At 63.4% G+C, this 23,617-nt stretch carries 23 protein-coding genes, 1 tRNA gene and 2 pseudogenes; 14 read left to right on the plus strand and 12 right to left on the minus strand.

Annotation, left to right across the window (positions count from 1 at the left end):
- Positions 1 to 77 precede the first annotated feature (77 nt).
- Positions 78 to 1,307 (plus strand): multidrug effflux MFS transporter, encoded by a 1,230-nt coding sequence (locus tag ACE3TY_RS08395; RefSeq protein WP_374652572.1) that lies wholly within the window; start codon positions 78 to 80, stop codon positions 1,305 to 1,307.
- A 3-nt stretch (positions 1,308 to 1,310) separates the two neighbouring features.
- Here the strand turns inward: ACE3TY_RS08395 and thpR are convergent, their stop codons facing one another.
- The 4 genes from thpR to ACE3TY_RS08415 all read right to left on the minus strand — a co-directional run bounded on the left by thpR (position 1,311) and on the right by ACE3TY_RS08415 (position 4,802).
- The gene (gene thpR / locus ACE3TY_RS08400; protein ID WP_374652573.1) at positions 1,311 to 1,874 is read right to left on the minus strand and encodes an RNA 2',3'-cyclic phosphodiesterase; all 564 of its coding nucleotides are present in this window, start codon (positions 1,872 to 1,874) and stop codon (positions 1,311 to 1,313) included.
- A gap of 90 nt (positions 1,875 to 1,964) precedes the next feature.
- Positions 1,965 to 3,005 (minus strand): NADP(H)-dependent aldo-keto reductase, encoded by a 1,041-nt coding sequence (locus tag ACE3TY_RS08405; RefSeq protein ID WP_374652574.1) that lies wholly within the window; start codon positions 3,003 to 3,005, stop codon positions 1,965 to 1,967.
- 16 nt (positions 3,006 to 3,021) lie between these two features.
- On the minus strand, positions 3,022 to 4,170 hold the full coding sequence (locus ACE3TY_RS08410) for an FIST N-terminal domain-containing protein (protein WP_374652575.1): 1,149 nt from the start codon (positions 4,168 to 4,170) through the stop codon (positions 3,022 to 3,024).
- Positions 4,167 to 4,802 (minus strand): arylesterase, encoded by a 636-nt coding sequence (locus tag ACE3TY_RS08415; protein WP_374652576.1) that lies wholly within the window; start codon positions 4,800 to 4,802, stop codon positions 4,167 to 4,169. Before ACE3TY_RS08415 ends, ACE3TY_RS08410 begins: the two co-directional genes overlap by 4 nt.
- A 19-nt stretch (positions 4,803 to 4,821) precedes the next feature.
- Between ACE3TY_RS08415 and ACE3TY_RS08420 the strand changes: the two genes are divergently transcribed.
- Together ACE3TY_RS08420 and ACE3TY_RS08425 are read left to right on the plus strand one after the other, a co-directional pair.
- Complete coding sequence (locus tag ACE3TY_RS08420; protein ID WP_374652577.1) at positions 4,822 to 5,499, plus strand: ABC transporter ATP-binding protein; 678 nt, start codon at positions 4,822 to 4,824, stop codon at positions 5,497 to 5,499.
- A 17-nt stretch (positions 5,500 to 5,516) separates the two neighbouring features.
- Positions 5,517 to 8,054 (plus strand): ABC transporter permease, encoded by a 2,538-nt coding sequence (locus ACE3TY_RS08425; protein WP_374652578.1) that lies wholly within the window; start codon positions 5,517 to 5,519, stop codon positions 8,052 to 8,054.
- Positions 8,055 to 8,057: 3 nt separating this feature from the next.
- Here ACE3TY_RS08425 and ACE3TY_RS08430 read toward each other — a convergent pair whose 3' ends face one another.
- Together ACE3TY_RS08430 and ACE3TY_RS08435 are read right to left on the minus strand one after the other, a co-directional pair.
- Entirely contained in the window at positions 8,058 to 10,874 is a 2,817-nt protein-coding gene (locus ACE3TY_RS08430) for a [protein-PII] uridylyltransferase (protein ID WP_374652579.1), read from the minus strand.
- Between the two features lie 51 nt (positions 10,875 to 10,925).
- Positions 10,926 to 11,474 carry a hypothetical protein gene (locus ACE3TY_RS08435; protein ID WP_374652580.1) on the minus strand — a complete coding sequence of 183 codons (549 nt, stop codon included), beginning with the start codon at positions 11,472 to 11,474 and terminating at the stop codon, positions 10,926 to 10,928.
- 236 nt (positions 11,475 to 11,710) lie between these two features.
- Here ACE3TY_RS08435 and ACE3TY_RS08440 point away from each other — a divergent pair, with 236 nt between their 5' ends.
- Together ACE3TY_RS08440 and ACE3TY_RS08445 are read left to right on the plus strand one after the other, a co-directional pair.
- Positions 11,711 to 12,484 (plus strand): ABC transporter ATP-binding protein, encoded by a 774-nt coding sequence (locus ACE3TY_RS08440; protein ID WP_374652581.1) that lies wholly within the window; start codon positions 11,711 to 11,713, stop codon positions 12,482 to 12,484.
- Positions 12,485 to 12,642: 158 nt separating this feature from the next.
- On the plus strand, positions 12,643 to 14,028 hold the full coding sequence (locus ACE3TY_RS08445) for a sensor histidine kinase (protein WP_374652582.1): 1,386 nt from the start codon (positions 12,643 to 12,645) through the stop codon (positions 14,026 to 14,028).
- A 12-nt stretch (positions 14,029 to 14,040) separates the two neighbouring features.
- Here ACE3TY_RS08445 and ACE3TY_RS08450 read toward each other — a convergent pair whose 3' ends face one another.
- Entirely contained in the window at positions 14,041 to 14,637 is a 597-nt protein-coding gene (locus tag ACE3TY_RS08450) for a PRC-barrel domain-containing protein (protein WP_374652583.1), read from the minus strand.
- 196 nt (positions 14,638 to 14,833) lie between these two features.
- Here ACE3TY_RS08450 and ACE3TY_RS08455 point away from each other — a divergent pair, with 196 nt between their 5' ends.
- Positions 14,834 to 15,082: a GlsB/YeaQ/YmgE family stress response membrane protein gene (locus ACE3TY_RS08455; RefSeq protein WP_374652584.1), complete on the plus strand. Its 249-nt coding sequence runs from the start codon at positions 14,834 to 14,836 to the stop codon at positions 15,080 to 15,082.
- Complete coding sequence (gene betC, locus ACE3TY_RS08460) at positions 15,082 to 16,584, plus strand: choline-sulfatase (protein ID WP_374652585.1); 1,503 nt, start codon at positions 15,082 to 15,084, stop codon at positions 16,582 to 16,584. Before ACE3TY_RS08455 ends, betC begins: the two co-directional genes overlap by 1 nt.
- A 19-nt stretch (positions 16,585 to 16,603) precedes the next feature.
- Here betC and ACE3TY_RS08465 read toward each other — a convergent pair whose 3' ends face one another.
- Complete coding sequence (locus ACE3TY_RS08465) at positions 16,604 to 17,281, minus strand: ureidoglycolate lyase (RefSeq protein ID WP_374652586.1); 678 nt, start codon at positions 17,279 to 17,281, stop codon at positions 16,604 to 16,606.
- 129 nt (positions 17,282 to 17,410) lie between these two features.
- Entirely contained in the window at positions 17,411 to 18,076 is a 666-nt protein-coding gene (locus tag ACE3TY_RS08470) for an HAD family hydrolase (RefSeq protein ID WP_374652587.1), read from the minus strand.
- Positions 18,077 to 18,229: 153 nt separating this feature from the next.
- Between ACE3TY_RS08470 and ACE3TY_RS08475 the strand changes: the two genes are divergently transcribed.
- Positions 18,230 to 18,904, plus strand: a complete 675-nt coding sequence (locus tag ACE3TY_RS08475) for a gamma-glutamylcyclotransferase (protein ID WP_374652588.1) — start codon at positions 18,230 to 18,232, stop codon at positions 18,902 to 18,904.
- 83 nt (positions 18,905 to 18,987) lie between these two features.
- Here ACE3TY_RS08475 and ACE3TY_RS08480 read toward each other — a convergent pair whose 3' ends face one another.
- Positions 18,988 to 19,314, minus strand: a complete 327-nt coding sequence (locus ACE3TY_RS08480; RefSeq protein WP_374652589.1) for a hypothetical protein — start codon at positions 19,312 to 19,314, stop codon at positions 18,988 to 18,990.
- Between the two features lie 356 nt (positions 19,315 to 19,670).
- Here ACE3TY_RS08480 and ACE3TY_RS08485 point away from each other — a divergent pair.
- Positions 19,671 to 19,841, plus strand: a pseudogene (locus tag ACE3TY_RS08485) (transposase); the annotation flags it as partial.
- A 373-nt stretch (positions 19,842 to 20,214) separates the two neighbouring features.
- Here the strand turns inward: ACE3TY_RS08485 and ACE3TY_RS08490 are convergent.
- Together ACE3TY_RS08490 and ACE3TY_RS08495 are read right to left on the minus strand one after the other, a co-directional pair.
- Positions 20,215 to 20,361: pseudogene (locus ACE3TY_RS08490) on the minus strand (DUF6538 domain-containing protein); the annotation flags it as partial.
- 66 nt (positions 20,362 to 20,427) lie between these two features.
- Positions 20,428 to 20,503 (minus strand) — tRNA-Ala (locus ACE3TY_RS08495).
- Positions 20,504 to 20,740: 237 nt separating this feature from the next.
- Between ACE3TY_RS08495 and ACE3TY_RS08500 the strand changes: the two genes are divergently transcribed.
- The 5 genes from ACE3TY_RS08500 (at position 20,741) to ACE3TY_RS08520 (ending at position 23,448) form a co-directional block, all read left to right on the plus strand.
- Positions 20,741 to 21,022: a YggT family protein gene (locus ACE3TY_RS08500; protein ID WP_374652590.1), complete on the plus strand. Its 282-nt coding sequence runs from the start codon at positions 20,741 to 20,743 to the stop codon at positions 21,020 to 21,022.
- 16 nt (positions 21,023 to 21,038) lie between these two features.
- Positions 21,039 to 21,374 (plus strand): DUF167 domain-containing protein, encoded by a 336-nt coding sequence (locus ACE3TY_RS08505; RefSeq protein ID WP_374652591.1) that lies wholly within the window; start codon positions 21,039 to 21,041, stop codon positions 21,372 to 21,374.
- Positions 21,375 to 21,380: 6 nt separating this feature from the next.
- On the plus strand, positions 21,381 to 22,262 hold the full coding sequence (gene folD, locus ACE3TY_RS08510; protein WP_374652592.1) for a bifunctional methylenetetrahydrofolate dehydrogenase/methenyltetrahydrofolate cyclohydrolase FolD: 882 nt from the start codon (positions 21,381 to 21,383) through the stop codon (positions 22,260 to 22,262).
- 58 nt (positions 22,263 to 22,320) lie between these two features.
- Positions 22,321 to 22,740: an alternative ribosome rescue aminoacyl-tRNA hydrolase ArfB gene (arfB, locus tag ACE3TY_RS08515; protein WP_374652593.1), complete on the plus strand. Its 420-nt coding sequence runs from the start codon at positions 22,321 to 22,323 to the stop codon at positions 22,738 to 22,740.
- Positions 22,741 to 22,818: 78 nt separating this feature from the next.
- The gene (locus ACE3TY_RS08520; protein ID WP_374652594.1) at positions 22,819 to 23,448 is read left to right on the plus strand and encodes a histidine phosphotransferase family protein; all 630 of its coding nucleotides are present in this window, start codon (positions 22,819 to 22,821) and stop codon (positions 23,446 to 23,448) included.
- Positions 23,449 to 23,617: the final 169 nt, after the last annotated feature.

Below are 23,617 nucleotides of genomic sequence, written 5' to 3' on the forward strand. Positions count from 1 at the left end.
CTATAGACTGACACTGCTTCATATGCGGGCCGCCGATCCTTTGGCGGCCCGTAGTGTTTTCCGAACGGATGACGAAGATGACGGGTCAGGATAAGCCCGGCGGGGCAGCCGAGCAGGTGCGGGTCGAGTTCATCGTATTGCTTGCGCTCACCATTTCCCTGGTGGCTCTGTCGATCGATTCCATGCTGCCGGCGCTGTCGGAAATTGCCGCCGACCTTGGCGTCGCCGATCCCAATGACCGGCAGATGGTTATCACGGTTCTCTTTGCCGGTTTCGGCGTCGCGCAGGTCTTCTACGGCCCGGTATCCGACAGTGTCGGTCGCAAGCCGGCGATCTATGCCGGTTTCCTGATTTTTCTCGCCGGCAGCATCCTCGCCATCCTCTCACAGGATTTCTCGACGATGTTGGTCGGACGCTTCCTGCAGGGTTTCGGTGCTGCCGGTCCGCGCACGGTCGTCGTCGCCATGGTGCGCGACCGCTATGAAGGCCGCACCATGGCGCGTATCATGTCGCTGGTGATGTCGGTCTTCATTCTGGTGCCGGTGCTGGCGCCGTCGGTCGGGCAGGGAATCCTGATGATGGCGCATTGGCGCGCGATCTTCTGGATGTTGCTGATCCTGGGCGCCGTCACGTCCGTGTGGTTCGGCTTGCGGCAGGAAGAGACCTTGCCGATCGAACGGCGGCGCGAGCTTTCCTTCGCGCGCATCCTGCGCGCCGTGATTGAGACGTTCAGCAATCGGGTTGCGCTTGGCTACATGACGGCCACCGGTCTCGTCTTCGGTGCCTTCATCGGCTATCTCGCTTCCGCCCAGCAGATATTCCAGGAGATGTACGGCATGGGGAAGCTGTTTTCGCTCTGCTTCGGTGCGCTGGCCGTCACCTTTGGCGCGGCGTCTCTGACGAATGCCAGACTTGTCATGCGTTTCGGCATGCGCACGCTATCCCACCGCGCTCTCATCGGCCACACGGTACTGTCCATCGTCTTCGCCGTTGTCGCCCTCTATGTCGACGGCAAGCCGCCTTTCCTGCTGTTCATGGCCTATATGATGGGGGCATTTTTCCTTATCGGCTTGCTGTTCGGCAATTTCAACGCCATGGCGATGGCGCCGCTGGGCCACATCGCCGGCGTCGGTGCCGCGGTGATTGGGGCCATGACGACATTCATCTCGGTGGGTAGCGGCGCGGTCATCGGCCACGCCTATCAGGGCACGATCCTGCCGCTGAGCATCGGCTTCGCGGTGCTGGGCGTGCTGTCCCTCGCTGTGACGAAATGGGCCGATCGCGGCCATGTCGAAGCGGCGGAATAGCGCTCAATGCTGCGCTGCGTAGCGCACCATGCTCGACGACAGATCGTAGGAGCGCTCAGCCTGATAGATCGGCGTTTCGCCGCCGATATGGCTCGAGAATAGCGTGAAGTGCGTCACCTCGAAGCTCTCGGAGCGAAAGAGGTTATGCATGGCTAGATATTGCTGCAGCTTGTGCGGCGGCGGATCCTTGGGCCGTGCCAGGGTGACATGCGGCCGGTAGTTCTGCCCGTCCGGTGCCAGGCCGGCGCGCACGACCGCCGATTCGACCTTGTCGCGGAGATGCATCAGGGCCGGTTCCTTGGCAACGCCCGCCCAGACCGACTTTACCCGCCCGCCGCTGGCGAAATGCCCGACTTCGGCAAGACGGAGGTTGAAGGTGGGGGCCCGGATACCGGCCAGCGCGGCGTCGACATAATCCATCTCGCGCCCGTCGAGTTCGCCAAGGAACCGAAGGGTGATGTGGAAGTTTTCCGGCGGAACCCATTTGGTCGTCGGCAAACCGCCACAGAGCAGGCGCAGCTGCCAGCGCACCTGATCGGGCAGCGAAATGGCCACAAATAGGCGCATCGCTCACCTGCCGAAGAAAAACGGCCGAATCGAACCGTTGAATATCATACCAGTGATCTCCCGCCCTGACCATGAAGTCCCCGTGGGACCTCACGGGCAGGGATAGGTGTGTTCCTTGTTGACTACATCGATTTCGTTAAGGATCTCAGATGACAGCTTGATGTCGATGCTGGCGATGTTGCTCCGCAATTGTGCCAAATTGGTGGCGCCGACGATGTTGGCTGTGAGGAATGGCCGCGAACTGACGAACGCTAGCGCCATCTGCGCTGGATCGAGGCCGTGCCGCCTGGCGATGCCGACATACTTTTCCACCGCCGCCGCCGCGACCGGGCCGCGATAGCGCTGGAACTGCTGAAAACGGTTGAGCCGGGCACTGGCGGGCGCCGCACCGCCAATATATTTGCCCGAAAGAATGCCCATGCCGAGCGGAGAATAGGCAAGCAAGCCGCAATCCTCGCGCTGTGCTACCTCGGCAAGGCCCACTTCGAAACTGCGGTTGAGCAGCGAATAGGCATTCTGGATCGATTGCATGCGCGGCAGATTCAAGCGCTCGGCCTCCGACAGCCAGCGCATGGCGCCCCAGGCGGTTTCGTTGGAAAGGCCCACCATGCGGATCTTGCCGGCCTTGATCTGGTCCTGCAACGCCTGCAGCGTCTCGACGAAGGGGGTGAAGGTCTCATCCCCCTTATGCTCATAGCCCAGCCGCCCCGCACCGTTGGTGCTGCGTTCGGTCCAGTGCAGCTGATAGAGATCAATGTAGTCGGTCTGCAGACGCTTGAGGCTGGCATCGACCGCCGCCTGGATATTCCTGGCGTCGAAGGGCAGCTTGCCGTCACGCAAGTAAGTGAGGCGCTTGTCGGGACCGGCGATCTTGCTGGCCAGCACGATCTTGTCGCGCTTGCCGCGCGCCCTCAGCCAGGTGCCGATGATCGTCTCCGTGGCGCCGTAGGTCTCTTGCCGCGGGGGGACGGCATACATCTCAGCTGTATCCCAGAAAGTGACGCCGTGATCGAGGGCATAATCCATCTGCTGATGGCCCTCGGCCTCGGTATTCTGTTCGCCCCACGTCATGGTGCCGAGGCAGATGACGCTGACCTCGATATCGCTGCGCCCAAGGCGGCGGTATTCCATTTGGTTTTCCCCGAGATCAAAGAAACAAGGTGAGCACGCCGGTATAGGCGTAGATGCGATCATGGCTGATCTCGCCATTGGCGAAGAAGCCAGTCAGCGGGAATTGACCCAGATGCTGCGCAATGAGGCGCGTCTCGGTAGCATCCAGTCCGAATAAATTGGGGCCGCGGGCGATGCAGGAAACATAGACGCCGCCACGGACAGGCCTGTCGATGCGCTGCTTGAGCCGTTCCAGCATGCGCTCGAGATCGGCCAGGGCCGTACTGCGGTCGCGCCGCGTGAATAGGATCGTATCGCCCGGTGCAACCTCGGCCGCGATCGAGATCCAGCCCTTGCCGGAATCGATGCCGGTCAGGTTGCGCACCAGATAGTCGCCGGTATCGCAGCCTGCGATCGGCAGCGCCGCGAAAATGAAGCCGGCGACTTTCCGTAGATCGCGCGCCAGCACCTCGCCGATCTCCTCGCAAAACACATCGAGCGCCGGCCGGCCGTCGATTTCCATGACGATATTGTCTTCGGCGCGGGTGATGACATGGCTGGGACCGATCGGCGAGCAGCCCTGGCTGAGCCCCGTCACCATGCTTACCTCGCCGGCAAAGAGCGCGCCGGAAAGGCCATTTTCGCCCACCCGGCCGGCTACCTGTGGCAGGGCACCGCGGGATGAACTCAGCCCACCCAGCAGATAGAGCCCGGCTTCGTCGCTGAGCTGCTGCATGAGGTTGGGAAGCTGCGGATTGCGCGGATCGGCATGCACCAGCGCGACCGCCGGATGCCGCGCCTGCCGCCAAGGCTTTAGGGCGCGCAGCCGGCTGCCCATGCCGCCGGGTTCCGGTTCCAGCAGACGGAAGCCGTCCGGCGGGAAGTGCCCCACCATCAGGCTGACTGCCGGCTCGTCGATATACTCCTCGGCCGGCGCTCGGGCGGTTTGGCCGGCAATGGCGATGCCGACCGTACCGACCCAATTCTCGATGCCGGTCGCCAGGCGCAACCGGTCGACGATGGCCTCCATGTCGTTGGCCAGATGATCCGTCACATAGACGAAACCGAGTGCGGCCGATCCTTGCGCATTCTCGCGCCCGACCGGACCCAGCTGCGCGAGGCAGGAGCGGGTGATATCGGCCCAATGCGCGCCGCTGGCATGGGCGCTGGCAAAGGTACCGCTCATGAAGCGGGCGCATCCAGCAGGCGGGTCACATAAGGCAGGATATTGCCGACGATGACACCCACGCCTTCCTTGGTCGGGTGCAGTCCGTCCTGCTGGTTGAGTTCGGGCCTGGCTGCGACCCCCTCCAGAAAGAAGGGATAAAGCGGCACGTCATATTGCCTGGCGAGATCGGGATAGATCGTATCGAAGGCTTGCCGGTAATCCTCGCCCATATTGCGTGCCGCCAGCATGCCGACCAGCAGCAGCTTGGCACCGGATTCCTTTATACGGGCGATCGTCTTGTCGAGATTGGCTCGGGCTTCCTCCGGGGCGAGGCCGCGCAGCATGTCGTTGGCGCCCAGCTCTAGGATCACGACATCCGGCTTGTCCGCCAGCATCCAGTCCAGCCGGGACAGGCCACCGGCGGTGGTGTCGCCGGAAACCCCGCCATTGATTACCGTGACCTCACGCCCCATCTTTTGCAGGGCTTGCTGCAATTGGGGGACGAAACCATCGCCTTCGGGGAGACCATAACCGGCCGTCAGGCTGTCGCCGAAGGCCAGGATGCGCACCGGCGCCGCCACAGCCATGCCGCAATTGGCGGCGAAAAGGGTGGCAGCCAAAGTGAAAATGGCCAAAACATTTCGAAGCATCGTGAATCCGGAAACAGGCATGATCGAATTATCTCAAGTCGCTCTTAAACTGGGAAGTGCTGCCGGCGAGGTCAATATCCTTAATGGCATCGACCTCTCGATCGCCGCTGGCGAGACGGTCGGGCTGGTCGGTCCTTCAGGCTCCGGCAAGACCAGCCTGATGCTGCTCCTCGCCGGCCTGGAAAGCGCCACTTCCGGCCAGATCAGCATCAACAATGCCCAAATTTCAGGCATGAACGAGGATGCGCTGGCTTTGTTCCGGCGCAGGAATATCGGCATCGTCTTCCAATCCTTCCATCTCATCCCCACCATGACCGCGACCGAGAACGTGGCCGTGCCGCTGGAACTGGCCGGCATCGGCGATGCCTTCGCCATGGCCGAAAGCGCGCTGCAGGAGGTGGGCCTCGGCCACCGGCTGACCCATTATCCTTCGCAGTTGTCGGGTGGCGAGCGGCAGCGCGTGGCCCTGGCCCGCGCCATCGCTCCGCGACCCAGATTGCTGCTGGCCGACGAACCCACCGGCAATCTCGACATGGACACCGGCAGCCGTATCATCGAAATGCTGTTTGCCTTGCGCGAGCAGGTGGGGGCGACGTTGCTGCTGATCACCCACGATCCGGCCCTGGCGCGGCGCTGCGACCGTACGCTGCGCATGGCCGATGGGCGCATCGTTGGCGACGACCGGCTGGCCGCGTGAAGATGGGCGGCTGGAAGATGAACGATCTGAAGCTGGCCTTGAAATTTGCCCGCCGTGAAATGCGCGGCGGCCTGAAGCGTTTCGGCATCGTCATCGCGAGCCTCGCGCTCGGCGTCGGCATCATCGCCGGGGTGGGGTCTCTTTCCGCGGCCATCAAGGCGGGCTTTGCCAACGATGCCCGCGCCATACTGGGCGGCGATGCGGAGTTCCGCCTGGCCTATCGCGAAGCCGACGCAACCGAACGGGCGGCACTTGCCGCCGGCGGCCGGGTCTCCCATGCGATGGAAATGCGCGCCATGGTCAAGGTGCCGGAAAACAACGCTGCGCCCACCCTGGCCGAGGTGAAGGCCGTCGACACGGCATATCCGCTCTACGGCAAGCCTGAAATGATCCCCGCCATTCCACTTGCCGAAGCCTTGAAGCAGGGTGGCGACGGGCTCTTCGGCGCGGTCGCCGAACCCGCCTTGGCCGATCGTCTCGGCCTCAAGCTCGGCGACATTCTGACCATCGGCAATGCCGAGTATCGCCTGACCGCGCTGCTGCAATTCGAACCCGACCGTGGCCTGCGCGGCTTCTCTTTGGGGCCGCGCCTGATGCTGGCACCCCAGGCGCTTGAAAAGTCCGGCCTGCTGCAGCCGGGCGCGCTGGTCTATCATCTTTACCGCGTCGCCTATCGCGAAGGTCTCGACGGTGCGGCCTTCCTCGACAAATTGCGTGCCGACCTGCCCAAGGCCGGCTGGCGCATCCGCGATCTCAGCGATGCCGCTTCCGGGGCCAGCCGCTTCCTCGACCGCACGGCGCAGTTCCTCAGCGTGGTCGGGTTCGCTGCGCTGCTGATCGGCGGCATCGGCATCGCCAACGCGGTCCGCGCCTATCTGGAAAGCCGCGCGCAGTCGCTGGCGATCCTGCGCTGCCTCGGCGCCACGTCGCGCCTGCTGTTCGCTATCTACGGCCTGCAGATACTCACCATGGCGGCGATCGGCATTGTGCTGGGCCTTGCCATCGGTGTCGCCTTGCCCTTCGCCGCGCAATCGGTGCTGGGCGGCTATGGCCTGCGCATCCTGCCCGGCGTCTATGCGCTGCCCTTGCTGTTTGCGACCGCCGTCGGGCTGCTGACAGCGGCCTGCTTCTCGCTTCTGCCCCTGCTGCGTGCCCAGCGCATTCGTCCGGCACAGCTGTTCCGCGCGCTGGCGTTTGAACTGGGCGCGGTCAAGAAGGTCGACGGCATCGCCCTGGCGCTCATCGGCTGGATCCTTGCCGGACTCGTTCTCCTCGGCAGCCAGGACCGCGTGCTCGGCGCCTGGTTCATCGTCGCGTCGCTGGCGGCGCTTGCCCTGTTCCGGCTGCTCGCCATCGGCATCCGCGATCTGGCTGGCGCCTTGCGCCAGCGCGCTCAGGCGGCGGCGTGGCCGCAGGCTCTGCGTTTCGCCCTGGGGGCCATGGTGCGGCCGCAGGCGCCGGCAGCCGGCATCGTCATCTCGCTCGGCCTCGGTCTCACCATCCTGGTCGCCGTGGGTCTCATCCAGCGCGGCCTCACGCGCGACATTTCCGAGACATTGCCGGCCCAGGCGCCGAGCTTTTACTTCATCGACATCCAGCCGGCGCAATTGGCAAGCTTCACGCAAGAAGTCAGCAGATATCCGAGCGCCAGCGGCTTCGAGCATGTGCCGATGCTGCGCGGCCGGATTTCGCAGGTGAACGGCGTGCCGTCGGAGAAGGTTGAAGCACCGGCCGATATCGCCTGGGTCCTGCGCGGCGACCGGGGCATCACCTGGTCCGTCGCGCCACCGCCGGGCGCCAAGATCGTCGAGGGCAGCTGGTGGCCGGCGGACTATAGCGGCGAACCCCTGATTTCGCTCGACGCCGAAACCGGGCGCGGCCTTGGCCTCAAGATCGGCGACAGCCTCACAGTCAACATCCTGGGCCGCGAGATTGCCGGCAAGATCGCCTCCTTCCGCGAGATCGACTGGTCGCGCCTCGACATAAATTTCGTCATGGTATTTTCACCGGGCGTGATCTCCGGCGCGCCGCAGACGCATATCGCCACCTTGCATGTCGATCCCGACCGCGAAAGCGCTTTGGTGACGGAACTTGCCGCACACTATCCCAACATCTCCGCGATCCGCGTCAAGGATGCGATTTCGGCGGCGACGCGCATTCTCGATGCCGTCGGCTGGGCGGTCCGGGTGGCGGCGGCGATCGCGCTGGCGGTGGGTGCCCTGGTCCTCGCCGCCGCCATGGCGACCGGCCAGCAGCGGCGCATCTACGAAGCCGTCCTCTTGAAAATGCTTGGCGGCACCCGGCGCGACGTGGCGCTGGGCTATCTTGCCGAGTTCGCGGTGCTGGCGGGCCTCAGCGCGGTCTTCGCCCTGGCCATCGGCAGCACGGGCGCCTATTTCTTTCTCACCAACGTCATGGAGACGAACTGGACCTTCGACATGCCGCTTGTCATGGCCATTCTGGCGATCAGCCTCTTTCTCGCCGTGGGCCTGGGCTTCGCCGGTTCCTGGAAGGCGCTCAGCGCCCGGGCGGCACCTTATCTGCGCAACGAGTAGAAACTATTGCGCGGCGCTCGAGGGTGCCACCGGCGGCCAGGAATCGACCGTCACAGCGCGGGTCTGCAGCGCATTCTCCGGTTCGGCTTCGGTGAGGACGGTCATCAGGGTCGCGCGCAACGTCTTGAGGCGGGACTCGGTTTCCACCTTCAAGCCGAATTGGTCCTTCACATAAAAGACGTCGACGGCGCGATGGCCGAAGGTCGACACCTTGGCGCTGGAGATCTGCAGGTTGAGCTTGGTGAGCGCCGAGGTCAGGTAGTAGAGAAGGCCACGCCGGTCGCGGCCGTTAACCTCCACCACCGTATGCGTCGCGCTAGCTTTGTTGTCGATCAGCACGCGCGGAATGACGGGGAAGTTCCGTGCCGCCGGATTGGCCAGCGGCGGCAGATCCTGCAATTGCGCCAGCGTCGGCTCCGGCGCTTCCAGCACCCGCGTGATGGTGGCGGAAAGCTTGGCCAGGCGCGCCGGGCGGTCGAACGGCCCGCCTTCGCTGTCCTGCACGAAGAAGGTGTCGAGCGCCTTGCCGTTGCGCAAAGTGACGATGCGCGCATCGACGATGCTGGCGCCGCACAGCGCCATGGCACCGGCCAGCTGCGAGAACAGGCCCTGCCGGTCAGGCGTGTAGATCGTGATTTCCGTCATGGAGCGCCAGCGGTCGACATTGAACTCGACCGACAGCGGCCGCTGCTCGGCCTCCGCGGCGCGAATCATCCGCGCATGCCGGCCGAGCGCTGCCGGCGGAAAGGCAAGCCAATAGGCCGAATGCCCGCGCGCGGCATGGGAGGCGAGGTCTTCATCCGGCCAGTCGACAAGCTCGCGTTTGAGAATGGCGATGACCGAGGCGGCGCGGTCTTCCTCGGTCGTGTTGAGGCCGCCCATCATCAGATGGAAGGCGCGCGTGTAGAGTTCGCGCAGCAGCTGCGCCTTCCAGCCGTTCCACGTCTTGGGTCCCACGGCCCGGATGTCGGCGACGGTCAGGACCAGCAGCAGGCGCAAGCGCTCCGGCGACTGCACCAGGTCGACGAAATCGGCAATGGTCTTGGGGTCGTCGATATCGCGCCTGAAGGCGGTGTTGCTCATCAGCAGGTGATAGCGCACCAGCCAGGCCACCTGTTCTGTCTCTTCGGCGCTCAAACCGAGGCGTGGGCACAGCTTCTCGGCCACGTCGCCCCCCAGCAGCGAATGGTCGCCGGCGCGACCCTTGGCGATATCGTGAAGCAGCACGGCAAGATAGAGCACGCGCCGCGACAACACTTCCTTCACCACCGTGCTGGCGATCGGCGCCTCGTCCTTCAGTTCCCCCTTTTCGATGCGCGCCAGTATGCCGATGGCAAAGAGCGTGTGCTCGTCGACCGTGAAGCTATGGTACATGTCGTATTGCATCTGCGCCACGACGCGCCCGAAGTCCGGCAGGAAGCGGCCGAGCACACCGACTTCGCTGAGGCGCCGCAAGGTCAGCTCCGGCCCCTTTTCCGAGACCAGCATGTCGAGGAATAGGGCGTTGGCGTCCGGATCGTCGCGTAGGCGGTCGATCTGCCGCAGTGCATGCGACATCGCCGTCATTGCCGTCGGATGGATCTCGACATCATGTTTTTGCGCCACGGCGAAGATGCGCAGCAGATCGATCGGGTGCTGCGCGAAATGCTCGGCGCGCGCGATGGTCAGACGCCCGCCCTCGATAGGAAAGCCGCCCAGTTCCTTCTTGAGGATACCCAGGGCCGGCAGGCGCAGCATCGGCCTCTTGATGAGTCGCGCTTCTATCCCGGCGCAGACATAGCGCGTGAGCCCGCCCACCGATTTGGCGATGAGGAAGTAGTGCTTCATCAGCCTCTCGACACCCTTGGTGCCGGCATGGTCGGTATAGCCCAGGCGCCGTGCGATCTCAGGCTGTAGATCGAAGGTCAGGCGTTCCTCGCCACGGCCGGTGAGGTAATGGAGATGATGGCGCAGGGTCCAGAAGAAGTTGAGCGCCTTGCCGAAGGTAGCGCGTTCGGCGGAGGTCAGCAGACCCTGGTCCACCAGTTCCTGCATGTTGTCGACGCGGCAGACGAAGCGTGCCAGCCACAACAGTGTCTGCAGATCGCGCAGGCCGCCCTTGCCCTCTTTGATGTTGGGCTCCAGCGTATAGCGCGAGCCGCCATGGCGCTGATGCCGGGCGTTCCGCTCGGCGAGCTTGCCCTGGTAGAAAGCCTCGCCATGACCTTTGATGATCTGCTTGCGAAAGCGCTTCTTGAATTCCTCGTATAGGTCGCGATCGCCCCATACGAAGCGGGCCTCAAGCAGATTGGTGCGAATGGTAAGATCGCCTTCCGCCTGGCGGATGCACTCCTCGATCGACCGTGTCGCCTGACCGACCTTGAGGCCCAGATCCCACAGGCGATAGAGCATGAACTCCACCACCTGCTCGCAATATGGCGACATCTTGTAGGGCAGCAGGAACAGGATATCGACATCCGAATAGGGCGCGAGTTCACCGCGCCCATACCCGCCGACGGCAATGAGCGACAGCTTCTCGGCAATGGTCGGGTTGCCGAGCGGAAAGGCCCTCAGTGTGGTGAAGTCGAACAGGCAGCGCAGCAATTGATCGACCAGGAAGCTCGCTTCATGCGCGCTGGTCAGGCCCGCCTGGGCGCCGCGGCTGTTGCCGAGGAACCGGCGCTGGATTTCCGCGCGGCCGGCAGCGAGGTGACGTTTCAGGATATCGACCAGTTCCGGTCCCGGGCTGGTCGGGTCGGGCAGGCTTTGGGCAAGCGAGTCCAGTTCCGCCATGAGAGTCCGACGGTCTATGATGGCGCGCTGATTGTCGAGCTCGTTCATGCCGGCAATCTAGCAGGAACGTGCGCTTCCGGGAAAGTCAGCCCGGGGTCGCTATTGGGGGAATTTGATCCGCTTCAAGGCATCGTAGACCTTGGCCCGGTCACCGTCCCGGCTGCAGCCGAAACCTATGACATGCCGCCGCCAGCCGCCCCATTGATCTCGCGTAGTGTATTTTTGGAAGCCGACGCAGGCAGACGGCACGGTCTTGAAATCGGCGTCGAACTCGGCCGTGGTCAGTCCCTGCTCGCCCTTGCCGTTGTGCCAGTTGGAGACGCTGAGTTCGCTGTAGATATCGGTCAGTGTCTGGCGCAGGCTGCGGCTCTCGAATATATAGCGGAAATTGGTGCGGGCATCGTTGACGACCAAGAAATGAGTGCCGTCCGTGGCGTTGGCCTCAAGCGTCTCGTAGCTCACATTGGCGCCGTTGTCGGCTGAGCAGATCGTGTCGTACCCGTCACCTGTAAGTTGCAGGCGGATGGAGCTGCATTCGACTTCGTCGTCGACTGCCTCCGCCGGCCTGATAGCGCCGCCCGTCCCCAGAACAAGGATCGAAAACGCAATCAGGGGAAGCTGCCAACCCCGGTGGTAACTCGAATTCATGCTATTTTTCCCGATTCGGTTGCTTCTGTCGACCTGGTCACGACTTTGGAGAAGGGCGCGATCTTAGTCAAATGGCGCGTTCCGATCGATTGCTTTCCCGGTATGGGCGCTGATTCGGGGTAGATTTTTCCTTGGCGCCAGGCCGGAAAGTGGGTTTAACTCGCTCCCGGATAACGGGGTAACGCCGCATTCCAAGAGATCGGCGGCCCCGAACAGGGTCAGGCAAGGGGGCTTACATGGCGCAAGTCGCGCTCGAAGTCGAAGATCTGCATAAGCGCTTCGGCGAATTGGAGGTTTTGAAGGGCGTCTCGGTGACCGCTCATACCGGCGACGTGATCGCCATGATCGGCTCTTCGGGCTCGGGCAAGAGCACGCTGCTGCGCTGTATCAATCTCTTGGAGACTCCCGATTCCGGCAAGGTGACGGTGAGCGGCGAACTCATTCGCATGCGCGCCCTCAAGAACGGTCATGCGACGCCGGAAGACTGGAAGCAAGTGGACCGCATCCGTGCCAGCCTCGGCATGGTGTTCCAGAGTTTCAATCTGTGGTCGCACATGACCATTCTCGAAAATGTCATCGAGGCGCCCGTTCATGTCTTGAAGCTGCCGAAGAAGGAAGCGATCGAGCGGGCGGAAAAGCTGCTCGCCAAGGTCGGTATCGCCGACAAGCGCAATCATTATCCGAACCATCTCTCGGGCGGCCAACAGCAGCGCGCCGCGATTGCCCGGGCTCTGGCCATGGAACCCAAGGTGATGCTGTTCGACGAGCCGACATCGGCGCTCGATCCTGAACTGGTCGGCGAAGTGCTGCGCGTCATGCGCCAGCTGGCCGAGGAAGGGCGGACCATGCTGGTGGTGACTCACGAAATGGGCTTTGCGCGCGAAGTCGCCAACAAGGTGATCTTCCTGCATCAGGGACGCATCGAGGAAGAGGGCAATCCGCGCGAAGTCTTTGCCAATCCTCGCTCGGACCGGCTGCGTGGCTTCCTGCAAACGGCGCATCACAAGTAATATATCCGCCTGGAACCTGAAGAAATCGCCATATTCCCGTTCGGGCAATCGGGGAATGTGAAGGTTTTATTAACCCATCTGCCGGACACTCCCATTCATGCTCTCGCGATCGGTTTCGAGGGCCGGGAAACTCTAGAAGCTGATGGGCGACGCGCGGCGTGAAGCAGAAACGAAATGCCGGTATCGACCGGGCGCAGTTTCAGCGTCATCTTTGCGCATCCTTCGCACTTGCCATCAACCTGGGCGGTCTGGCAATCGTCTTCAGTCAGATCACATTCGCGGCGGGCAGCGCGCAGGTTCTGACAATCCTTGTCGGCGTCATTCTGCTGGCCAATATCCTGGTCTGCTGGCTGGCCCTCGGCAGCCGGCGTCCCGGGCCTGTCTACGAAGAGGCGTTCGTTTCCCTCATCCTCGATTCGGTCGATGCCGCAATCACTGTCTACGACGCCAATGGCAAGCTTCTGCGCGCCAACCGGGGGGCGGAGAAATTCTCAGGCTACAGCGAAGAAGAACTGCTCGATCCGGATATCTGGCGCAGCATTCTGCCGGGTGATGATTTCGAGCGCGTCAACACCATCGTCAGCGGCCGGCGTGCCGACGACTATCCTATTATCAACGAGAACTATTGGATCAGCCGCGCGGGTGAGCAGCGCCTGCTGCGCTGGTCGAACGTCGCGTTGAAGGATGCCAAGGACAGGATTTCGCTCCTGGTCTGCATTGGCTTCGACATCACCGCTCAGCGTCGATTCGAAGCCGACCTCATCTCCGCCAAGAACGATGCCGAACTCGCCAACCGTTCCAAATCCGAATTCCTGGCAAATATGAGCCACGAGCTGCGCACGCCGCTCAACGCCATCCTGGGCTTCTCGGAAATCATCCGCGATCAGAGATTGACCAACGATCTCGATACCTTCCGCCGCTATGCGATCGACATCTTCGACAGTGGCCAGCTCCTGCTCCAGCTGATCAACGATATCCTGGACATGGCCAAGCTCGAATCCGGCCGCATCGATCTGGAGGAACGCGAACTCGATATCCCGGCGATCGTTGCCGCAGCCACCCGTCTGGTCGAGAGCAAGGCCAACGAGGGCAATGTGACGCTGCATGTGGACATCGCGCGGGGCCTGCCGCCCTTGATGGGCGGCGAGCGTGCGTTCAAACAGATCGTCCTCAACCTGGTGTCGAATGCCGTGAAGTTCACGCCCGCGGGCGGCAAGGCCTCGATCGCCGCCCAGCTCAACGCCGCCGGTGGCATCGAACTCGCCGTCAGCGACAGCGGCATCGGCATTCCCGCATCTTCTCTGGAGAAACTGTTCCAACCCTTCTATCAGGTGGACGCCAAGATTTCGCGCCGCTATGGCGGCACGGGGCTCGGCCTTGCCATCACGAAAAAGCTGGTCGAGGCGCATGATGCGCAAATCGCCGTCGCCAGTTCCCCGGGCGCTGGCACGACCGTGACCGTCTCGTTCCCACCGGCGCGCACGCTGCATCATTTAGGCACAAAAGAAGACCCCCGGCCGGAGCCGGGGGCGATAGCACTCTAGAAGAATCCGGAACTATTCGGTTGCCGGAGCCTGGGTTCCCGGAGCTGGCGGCAGAGCCGGGCTCTCCTCCTGCAGTTTCTGTGCACTCGATTCCGCCTGCTGGGCTTCCTGGGTCTTGAAGGCGGGAGCTGCCTCCAGCTGATCCTCGCTGTACTTCACCTGCAGCAGTTTCGGATCCGGCTGGACCTCGACCTCTTCCCAGGTAAGGCCGACCGACTTGGCCCCCAGGCCCATGATGCCGCCCACGGACAGGACCAGGCCAGTGGCCTTGCCGCTGGTATCGAACAGGATGTCCTTCACGGTACCGACCTTGTCGCCCTCGGGGCTGAACACGGTGGCACCGATCAGGCTCTCGGCCCGCACTTCGTTGGCGCGCTGGGCGGGAATGACGGCTTCGGACGGGGGCGGTACGACCACTGGCTCGGCGGCAACCGTGCCGACACTGTCGGTACTCGGCGCCGGTTCCGGTGCTGCCGGCTGCGCCTCGTCGATCGGAGCCGGCGGGATCGTCGTTGTGGCATTGCTTTCCTGAGCCAGGGCCGGGTTCAACAACATCGGACCCAGCGGCAGCGAGGCCAGAGTGGCTGCCAGCAGCATACGTTTCATCATGACGTGTCTCCTCCTCGAAATGTCAGGCTCGCGATGTCGGGTCTTTCCGGTGTTTGGCTAAGGCCCGTCTCGTGAAGGAAACGGATCGCGGCGGCGATCGTTCCGCCGCGAGGATGAAAAGACGGTGATGTCACCGGTGGCGGAAAGCCCGAATATTCGCTAGTGTCGCCGCATTCTTCATTTTCGGAGGATCGTCATGGGTTGGATCAGCTGGGCTGTGTTCGGTCTCATCGCCGGTATTGTCGCCAAATGGATCATGCCGGGGCGCGATCCGGGTGGATTTATCGTCACTATGGCGATCGGTATCGTCGGTGCCATGCTCGGTGGGTGGGTGGCAACGATGTTCGGGCTTGGCGACATCACCGGCTTCGATATCAAGAGCTTCATCATCGCCGTCGCCGGTTCGCTGCTGCTGCTCTTTCTCTATCGGCGTCTGCGCTCCTGATGCCGCAGCCGAACATTCTTTTCGTCATGTTCGACCAACTGGCAGCTCTCTCGCTGCCGGCTTACGGGCAGAGGCTGGTAAAAACCCCGCATATCGACGCGCTGGCGGCGCGCGGCACCTTGTTCGAGAATGCCTATTGCGCCGCTCCGCTCTGTTCGCCGGCGCGCTTCGGCATGCTGAGCGGGCTGCTGCCCTCGCGTTTCGGCGCGTTCGACAATGCCAGCGAAATACCCTCCAGCCTGCCCACGTTTCTTCATGTGCTGCGGCGCGCTGGTTATCGCACCTGCCTTTCCGGCAAGATGGATTTCACAGGCGCCGACCAGCTCCATGGCTATGAAGAGCGCCTCACCACCGATCTCGCTCCCTCCGATCTCGCCTGGACGCCCGACTGGGACCATCCGGGCAAGGTCGAGCCCTGGTATCACACGCTGCAATCGGTGGCGGAAGCCGGCCCTTGCGACTATTCCCTCTCGCTGCAGTATGACGAGGACGCGGCGTTCAAGGCGCGCCAGTGGTTGCATCGGCATGCGGCTGTTGGCGACGGCCGGCCTTTCATGCTGACCCTTTCCGTCATGCACCCGCACGATCCCTATCAGGCGCTGCGCCCCTTCTGGGATCTATACGACGATGCCGCCATCGACATGCCGCTGGTGCCGCCGCAGGACGATGCAGCCGGGCGCCGCATGTTCAGGCTCTACGACCGCGGCGAGATTCCCGTGTCGCCAGAGCAGGTCCGACGGGCGCGCCGTGCCTACTATGGCATGATCTCCTATTGCGACGACCTGCTTGGCCGGCTCGTGGCGACGCTGCAGGCGCTGGGGCAGCTCGACAATACCATCGTCATCGTCACCGCCGATCACGGCGACATGCTGGGCGAGCGCGGCATGTGGTACAAGATGACCTTCTTCGAGCGCGCCATCCGCGTGCCGCTGATCGTCGCCGGTCCCGGCATCGTGCAAGGCCGGCGCGTCGCTCCGGCGGTATCGCATCTCGACCTCATGCCGACCTTCGCCGATCTCACAGCCACACCGCTTGCCGGCCTCGCTCTCGATGGCGGCTCGCTTTGGCCCAGCCTCACCGGCAACGCGCTGCCCAAGGGCGAGGTCTGCGGCGAGTATATGGGTGAGGGTTATGAACAGCCGACGGTGATGCTGCGCAAGGGTGCGCTCAAATTCACCTATGCGCGCGATGACGGTCCGTCGCTCCACGATCTTTCCGCCGATCCGCTGGAGTGCCGGAATCTCGCGCCGGATCCCGCCCATGCGGCGCAGCTCGATGCCTTCGTCGCCGAGGCGGAGGCGCGATGGAACCTCGATGCCTTGCGCACGCGCGTGCTGGAAAGCCAGCGACGCCGCCGCCTGGTGCATGAGGCGCTCGTCACCGGGCGCCTCGCTCCCTGGGATTTCGAGCCGCGCGAGGATGTGGCTTCGGCCTATTACCGCAATTACGGCCGCGACCTCCCCGATCCCGACACAGCCCTGCGGCTGCCGCGCCGAGGTTGAAGCCCGATAGGAGATTGGGCTAGAGCCGTTCGCGCGCATCCTCCTTGCGCAGCGAGACGGAGAGGTAGCAGCCGAACTCCCGCGGGAAATCGGCGCCGACGCGCGCATGCACTTTCCCCTGCCGGCCGAAGAAGCGGAAACTGTCGTTCACCGGGCACAGCGCCTCGTGCCAGATGCCGGGATGGATATAGAGGCCCGTGCCGCCTTCCGAATAGAAGGCGACAAAGCTCTCCGGCGTGATGTCGTCGCCGGGCAAGGCCAAGGTGGTGACGAAGGGGCCTGGTTCCAGCGGAAAGAAAAGCTGCCCGCCATCGGGATGATAGTTGCAGCGCCACAGCAGCAACTCGTCGCGCGGGGTTGTCTGCTTTTCCTCGCAGGCCTTGCTGGGCTGGCAGGTCCAGCCCAGCACATAATCGTCATCGACCGCCTCGTTGCGCGCGCGCAGCACATCGCCATGCCATTGGAAACGGAACAGACCCTCGGTCGTGCCGCCCTGGTCGCCCGTGCCGGGTTCCACCTGCCGCCAACCCAGCGACGGCCAGCGCACGATCTCCACCTTGCGCGCATCGGCATGCTCGATGATCTCGCCATAGCCTTTGAGGTTCTCCGCCGTCGCCTTGACGAGCGGGATGCGGTGCACCGGCTTGTCCGGCATCGTCGAGGCCAGCGGTTTGAGGTTGGGTGCAGCGACATTCATGGCAGATCTCCGGCACGATGCGGGGCCCGGAAGCCTAATCTCCGGCCCACCCCCCATCCCAGCTCCTGATCACACCTGAACGACACGCAAATGAACAGTGAAACTTCCGCGGCGATCCTCGTCCTCGCCTCAAACGGCGCCTGCAAGCCGCGCCTCGATGATGCCCGGCAGGCGCGGGTCGGTGAAATCTCGGATCGCCAGATGCGCGCCGTGATCCAGCATCGCCGCTTCCGGCAGCGATGTGGCAAGGCCCACCAATGTCAGCCCCGCGCCGAGCGCCGCCTTCATGCCGGAGGGCGAATCCTCGAAGGCGACCGAACGCGCCGCCATGGCGCCGAGGCGCTCCAGCCCGGTGCGGTAGGGCAGGGGATCGGGCTTGGCCGCCGCCAGTTCGTCGCCGATGACCAGTGTGTGGAAGCGTCCGGCCAGGCTGAGCCCGGCCAGCACCAGTTCCGCATTGGCCCGCGGCGCATTCGTCACGACCCCGCAGGGAATGCCGCGTGCCGCCGCCCACTCGAGCAGCGGCACGAGCCCCGCGATCGGCGCCAGTTGCCCCACCATCCCGCGATAGGCCGCCTCCTTGCGCGTCAGCAGGGCCAAGGCTGTCTTGGCGGGCAAGTGCGGCAGCATCGCGGCGGCGATGGCGCTGTTGGGCTTGCCCATGATCTGGGCGGTATAGGTTGGCCGGTCGACCTCGAATCCCTCTTCGGCGAACAGCTGGTTGAACGCGGCGAGGTGCAGGTGATCGGTATCGACCAGCGTGCCGTCCAGGTCGAAAAGCAGGGCGGATTTCATCTAAGACCTTGTGGCTTCACCCGGCAAAAGGCTTCAGGGGTGCGGTGAGAAATGATCGCTTGCCCTTCTAGCCCAACTGCCGCGATCCTGCCGCAGATTTCTTGGTGACGCCAAGAAACCCGGATTCCGGAGGCTGCCCTGACTGAACGCCGCATGACCCTGACGCCCGATCTGGTGGCCAAGGTGCATCGCGTGGTCGCGGATGCCGGGCCCGATCCCAGCCAGCATTATCACGACGATGCCGACTACGCCGCCATCACGCAAGCGATGCTGGCGATGCATCCGCCGGGAACCCCCTGCTGGATCTTCGCCTACGGCTCGCTGATCTGGAAACCGGAGGTGCCGCATGTGGCGGAAATGCGCGGGCTGGCGCGCGGCTATCATCGCGCCTTCTGCTTCCGCGTCAAACGCTTCCGCGGCACGCAAGAACAGCCAGGACTCATGATGGGCCTCGACAATGGCGGCCAATGCACGGGCCTGCTGCTGCGCCTCCCCGACGAGGATCTAAGCGGCCACGTCAACAAGCTCTTCCGCCGCGAATTCACCATGAAGCCCGCCACTTGCCCGCCGCGCTGGATAAAGGTGGCGACGGAAGAAGGCCCGGTCCGCGCCATCGCCTTCGTCATCAACCGCCAGGCGCGCAATTATGCCGGCCGCCTCTCGGTCGAGGAGGTGGCCGAAATCTTGAGCACCGCCTGCGGCCATTGGGGCAGCGGCGCCGAATATCTCCACAACACCGTGGCGCATCTCGAAACCAGGGGCATCCACGACCGCCACCTCTGGCACCTCCAACAACTGGTGGCCGAACGCATCAAGGCGCGCGGCTGAACCCAGTCCTTCTTCAGGGGGAGGGAACAAGAAAACCCCTCGCCCCGCAAACGGCAGGGAAAGGGGCTGGGGTGAGGGGGGCGTCACGGCGTCGGATTGGGTACGCCGCTGTCGGGGCTGGCACCGTTGGGCAATTGCTGCTGGTTGTTCTCATCCGGCGCGGTCTGGTTCGGCGCAGTCGAGTCGTCACCCGAATTGGTGTCCATATCCGTACCCGGATCTTCCGGGATGGTCTGGTTGGGCCGTTCGTCCTGGCGCGGGCAGTTGGCTGGATCGCCGGGAAAGCCCGTGCAGGTGCCGCCGCCGGGCGCCGTCGGATCGGTAGGCGCATTGTTTTGATTCTGCGCCAGCGCCGCAGAACCCACCAGCGCCATCAACGCCGCAATGGAAAGCCCATATCGGATCCGCATAGCTCTCTCCCAAATATCGTTGACCCAAATGTCGTTGGTTCCAAGACCAATGACATTTCAGGAACCAATGACATTAGGGAGCGCCTTGTTCCTCCGAAACGGACCCGGCAAATCGCCCCCGGACCGCCTCCTCTGTTTTCTCCTCCCCCTCAAGGGGCAGGGCTATCGCATGTGGCATTTTATAAGTCGTCATCCCCGGGCCTGTCGGCGCATGCCGACATGCGTCGGCGGGGACCCGGGGATCCACTGTTGCAGCGGTAGTGTCTGGAATGTTCTGCAAAATCGGCAGAGTGCTGAGCGGTCATAGTATGCGGGTGATGTTCACGTCACCGAGTCCTTTGGCGAGGATGCACACCATGACCAAGCATGAAGTTAGGCCTGATGGGATTGATGTAAAAGAGCTTTTGCGTGGCGACGGCGACTTCCTGCGACCGCTGGTTCAGGCGGTATTGCAGGAGGTGCTTGAAGCGGAGATGACGGAAGCGCTTGGGGCATCGAAGGGCGAGCGCACAGCGGGTCGGCGGGGTTAGGGGACTGTACTGCCCGGCAGAAGCCGTTATATGCAGCGGCTAGGTCTTTCCGTAGCTGTGGATACCATGGTGAGGTCGGAGTAATTGGAAGGCCATGGAGGGCGGTAAAACGCTCAAGCAGGGCATGGTCGCTTCCCACCATGTCAATTGGGCTGTCGTCCGTTAGAGCTTGCTGAGCGGCAGCAGCACCGCTTTCCAGGGCCTGTACGTCCAGAGCTTGAAGCGGCCCGTCTGATGCAATCGCCGCCTTTCTCTGACGGAGCAAATCCGAGAAGTGCTTAGTCAGGACAGCGCGAATTTCCGCATAGGTCATGCTGGCGAGGCTTCCTTGCTCTAGCAACAGATTGCCTAAGTAACAAAGCGCCCGTGCCGCCTTCAATGCCTGCTGAGGATCGCGGGTTTGAAGTGACAGTTTGAGATGGGAGCGCTTTTGGAGCGGATGAAGCCCCTTCGGAATGGGCCAGCGCAGATAGAAAATTCGATGTCTGGACAGCACCAAATGGGCCGGAATGCGCATGCTTGTGTCTCACCTGCGTGTCCCACCACAGGCTTTCAAGCATCAAGGCATTGTTTTCAGGAGTTTTGGTGGACCCGATCAGAATCGAACTGACGACCTCCTCATTGCGAACGAGGCGCTCTCCCAACTGAGCTACGGGCCCACCCGCTGGGACATCCGGCCTTTGGGGCCGGAGCGGGCGGAATATGGTGGGCGGCGGGTTCTGTGTCAAGGAGGGCGTAAAGGTTTGATTCAGAGCCAAAATCCTGGAATCGGCGCGGCCGGCTTGATCGGCGGAGTGGGCTGGCTTAGCTTGCCCCTCACACCCGGCCGGCGCACCCGGCCGGCCCAGGGCCTGCCACCGAAGGCCGGCATCACCAGCGGCGACGGATCATTTCCCATGCAATCTCTCGGTATTCTCATCGACACGGTCATCTGGATCTTCACCTGGGTCCTCATCATCAATATCGCGCTGGGCTGGCTCATCCATTTCAACATCCTCAATCCCCGCCAGCAATTCGTGCGTATGCTGGGCGAGGTGACCTACCGCATCACGGAACCGGCGTTGCGGCCGATCCGGCGCTACCTGCCGGCGGTGGGCGGGCTCGATCTCTCGCCGATCGTTCTCATCCTGCTGCTGCAATTCGCGCGCAACCTGATGTGGGAATATGTGATCTATTGAGCCGCCGCCCCCCGACGTGATTCCCGCCTGCTACGAAACGACGGCCGATGGCATTCGCCTGCGCTTGCGTGTCACACCCAAGTCGCGCCGCGAGGGGCCACAGGGCTTCGTCGATCTTCCTGAAGGCGGGATGGCGCTGAAGCTCGGCATCAACGCGGCGCCCGAGGACGGCAAGGCCAATGCCGCCGTGATTGCCTTGCTGGCCAGGCATCTGCCTGTCGCAAAAGCGGCGATTTCGGTCGCCGCCGGGGCAAAAGACCGGCGCAAGCTGGTGGACATTCGGGGCCGGCAGGCGGATCTGGTCGCGGCGCTGGAAAGCTGGCTGGCCCCCATTCTCAAAGACGAGGCGTGAAGGATCATGAGCGAACAGAAGATCATCGACGGCAAGGCCTTCGCCGAAAAGATCCGCACCAAGATCGCAGCCCAGGTGGCGACGCTGAAGGCGCAGCACGGTTTCGTGCCGGGCCTCGCCGTCGTGCTGGTGGGCGAGGATCCCGCGAGCAAGGTCTATGTGCGCAACAAGGGAGAGCAGACCAAGGCCTCGGGCATGGCGAGCTTCGAGCATAAGCTCGACGCTTCGACCTCGCAGGAAACGCTGCTCAAGCTCATCGACCGGCTGAACAAGGATTCGTCCGTCAACGGCATCCTGGTGCAATTGCCGCTGCCCAAGCAGATCGACGCGCAGGCCGTCATCAACGCGATCGATCCCGACAAGGATGTCGACGGCTTCCATGTCGTGAACGCCGGACGTCTGGCAACCGGCGGCCAGGGCCTGGTGCCTTGCACGCCTTACGGCTGCCTGTTGCTGTTGAAGGACCGGTTGGGCGATCTGACAGGGAAGCATGCCGTCGTGATCGGCCGCTCCAACATCGTCGGCAAGCCGATGGCGCAATTGCTGCTGGGTGAAAGCTGCACCGTCACCATCGCCCATTCCAAGACCAGGGATCTGCCGGGCGAGGTGCGCCGGGCCGATATCGTGGTGGCGGCGGTGGGCCGGCCCGAGATGGTCAAGGGGGACTGGCTGAAGGACGGCGCGGTTGTGATCGATGTCGGCATCAACCGCATCGAGAAGGACGGCAAGGGCAAGCTGGTGGGCGATTGCGATTTTCAGTCCTGCCTGCCGCGTGCCTCCGCCATCACGCCGGTGCCGGGTGGGGTGGGGCCGATGACCATCGCCATGCTGCTCCACTCGACCCTCGTCGCCGCCTGCCGCCAGCGCGGCGTGAAATTGCCTGAATAGGGGCGAAAAGGGCGCCAGCCAATCGATTAGCGGACCGCTTTTTGCTAGCTTCGGCGGCATGATTGAAATCACCGGCCGCATCCGGCTCGACGAGCGCGAGATCAAGGAAAGCTTCATCCGCGCCTCGGGCCCGGGTGGGCAGAATGTCAACAAGGTCTCCAGCGCGGTCGAACTCCGCTTCGACGCCAGGAACTCGCCCTCCCTGCCGGAGGGGGTGCGCGAGCGGCTGATGAAGCTGGCCGGGCGGCGCCTGACCCTGGGCGGCGAGATCGTCATTACCGCGCAAAGCCACCGCAGCCAGGAGATGAACCGGGCGGACGCGCTGGAGAAACTGGTCGAGCTGATTCGCGCCGCCACGGTGGTGCCCAAGGCGCGGCGGAAGACCAAACCGACCAAGGCTTCCAAGGAAAAGCGCATGGACAGCAAGGCCAAGCGCGGCAACGTAAAACGGCTGCGCCAGGCAAAGCCGGATGATTGACGCGGGTTGCATAGCGGGCCGGCAGGCGCGAGAGTGGGCGCATAAGCATTAAAGAGATTCACGCTCCCGGGAGACTTCATGAAAATCGACCTCGCCGTCCTGGAACTGACCTGCTCGCGTTTCTGCCATGACCTGATCAGCCCGATCGGCGCGGTCAATAACGGCTTGGAATTGCTGGAAGATGAGCAGGATCCGGAACTGGTGGCCGAGGCAAGGGCGCTGGCCGCACGCTCGGCCAGGCGCGCCAGCATCCTGCTGCAGGCCTATCGCTGCGCGCTGGGCAATGCCGGCAACCAGGCCAGTTTCGGCTTCGGCGAGGCCATCAAGCTGGCGCGCGATTTCCTGGAAGGCAGCAAGGTGACCCTGAGCGGCGTACCGGCGATGTCGCCCAGCGACCTGCCCGCCGGCTGGTCCAAGCTGCTGCTGATCGGCATCATCCTGATGTCGGAAACCCTGGCGCGGGGCGGCGACCTGGCGCTCAAGGTGGAGGGCGACGGCGCCACCGCGCGCTTTGCAATCATCGCCGAAGGGGCGCAGATCGTCTTTGCCGACGATTACAAGCTGCTGCTGGGCGGCGACGGCAATGTGGCGGCCCTCGATGCGCGCAATGTGCTGGCCTACCTGACCGGCCTTCTGGCGACACGATTGAGAATGAAGATCGAGATCATCCAGGGCGGTGCCGGAAAGCTGGAATTTCACCTCCGCTGAATGTCGCCGGGAGGCCAATTCCGGAGGAATTCGCCAAATTTCCGAAGAAGTTGCGCCCTGCGTAGGGGCTTCACGCAAAATTAATCCTTTTCGCCAAGGATTAGAGCGCGAAAACGGCCATCCGGCCGGATCATCGCTGGCCAAATCGGCAAACGGAGTGGGGCAGGCG

This window comes from Dongia sp., from assembly GCF_041918875.1.
GTDB lineage: Bacteria > Pseudomonadota > Alphaproteobacteria > Dongiales > Dongiaceae > Dongia.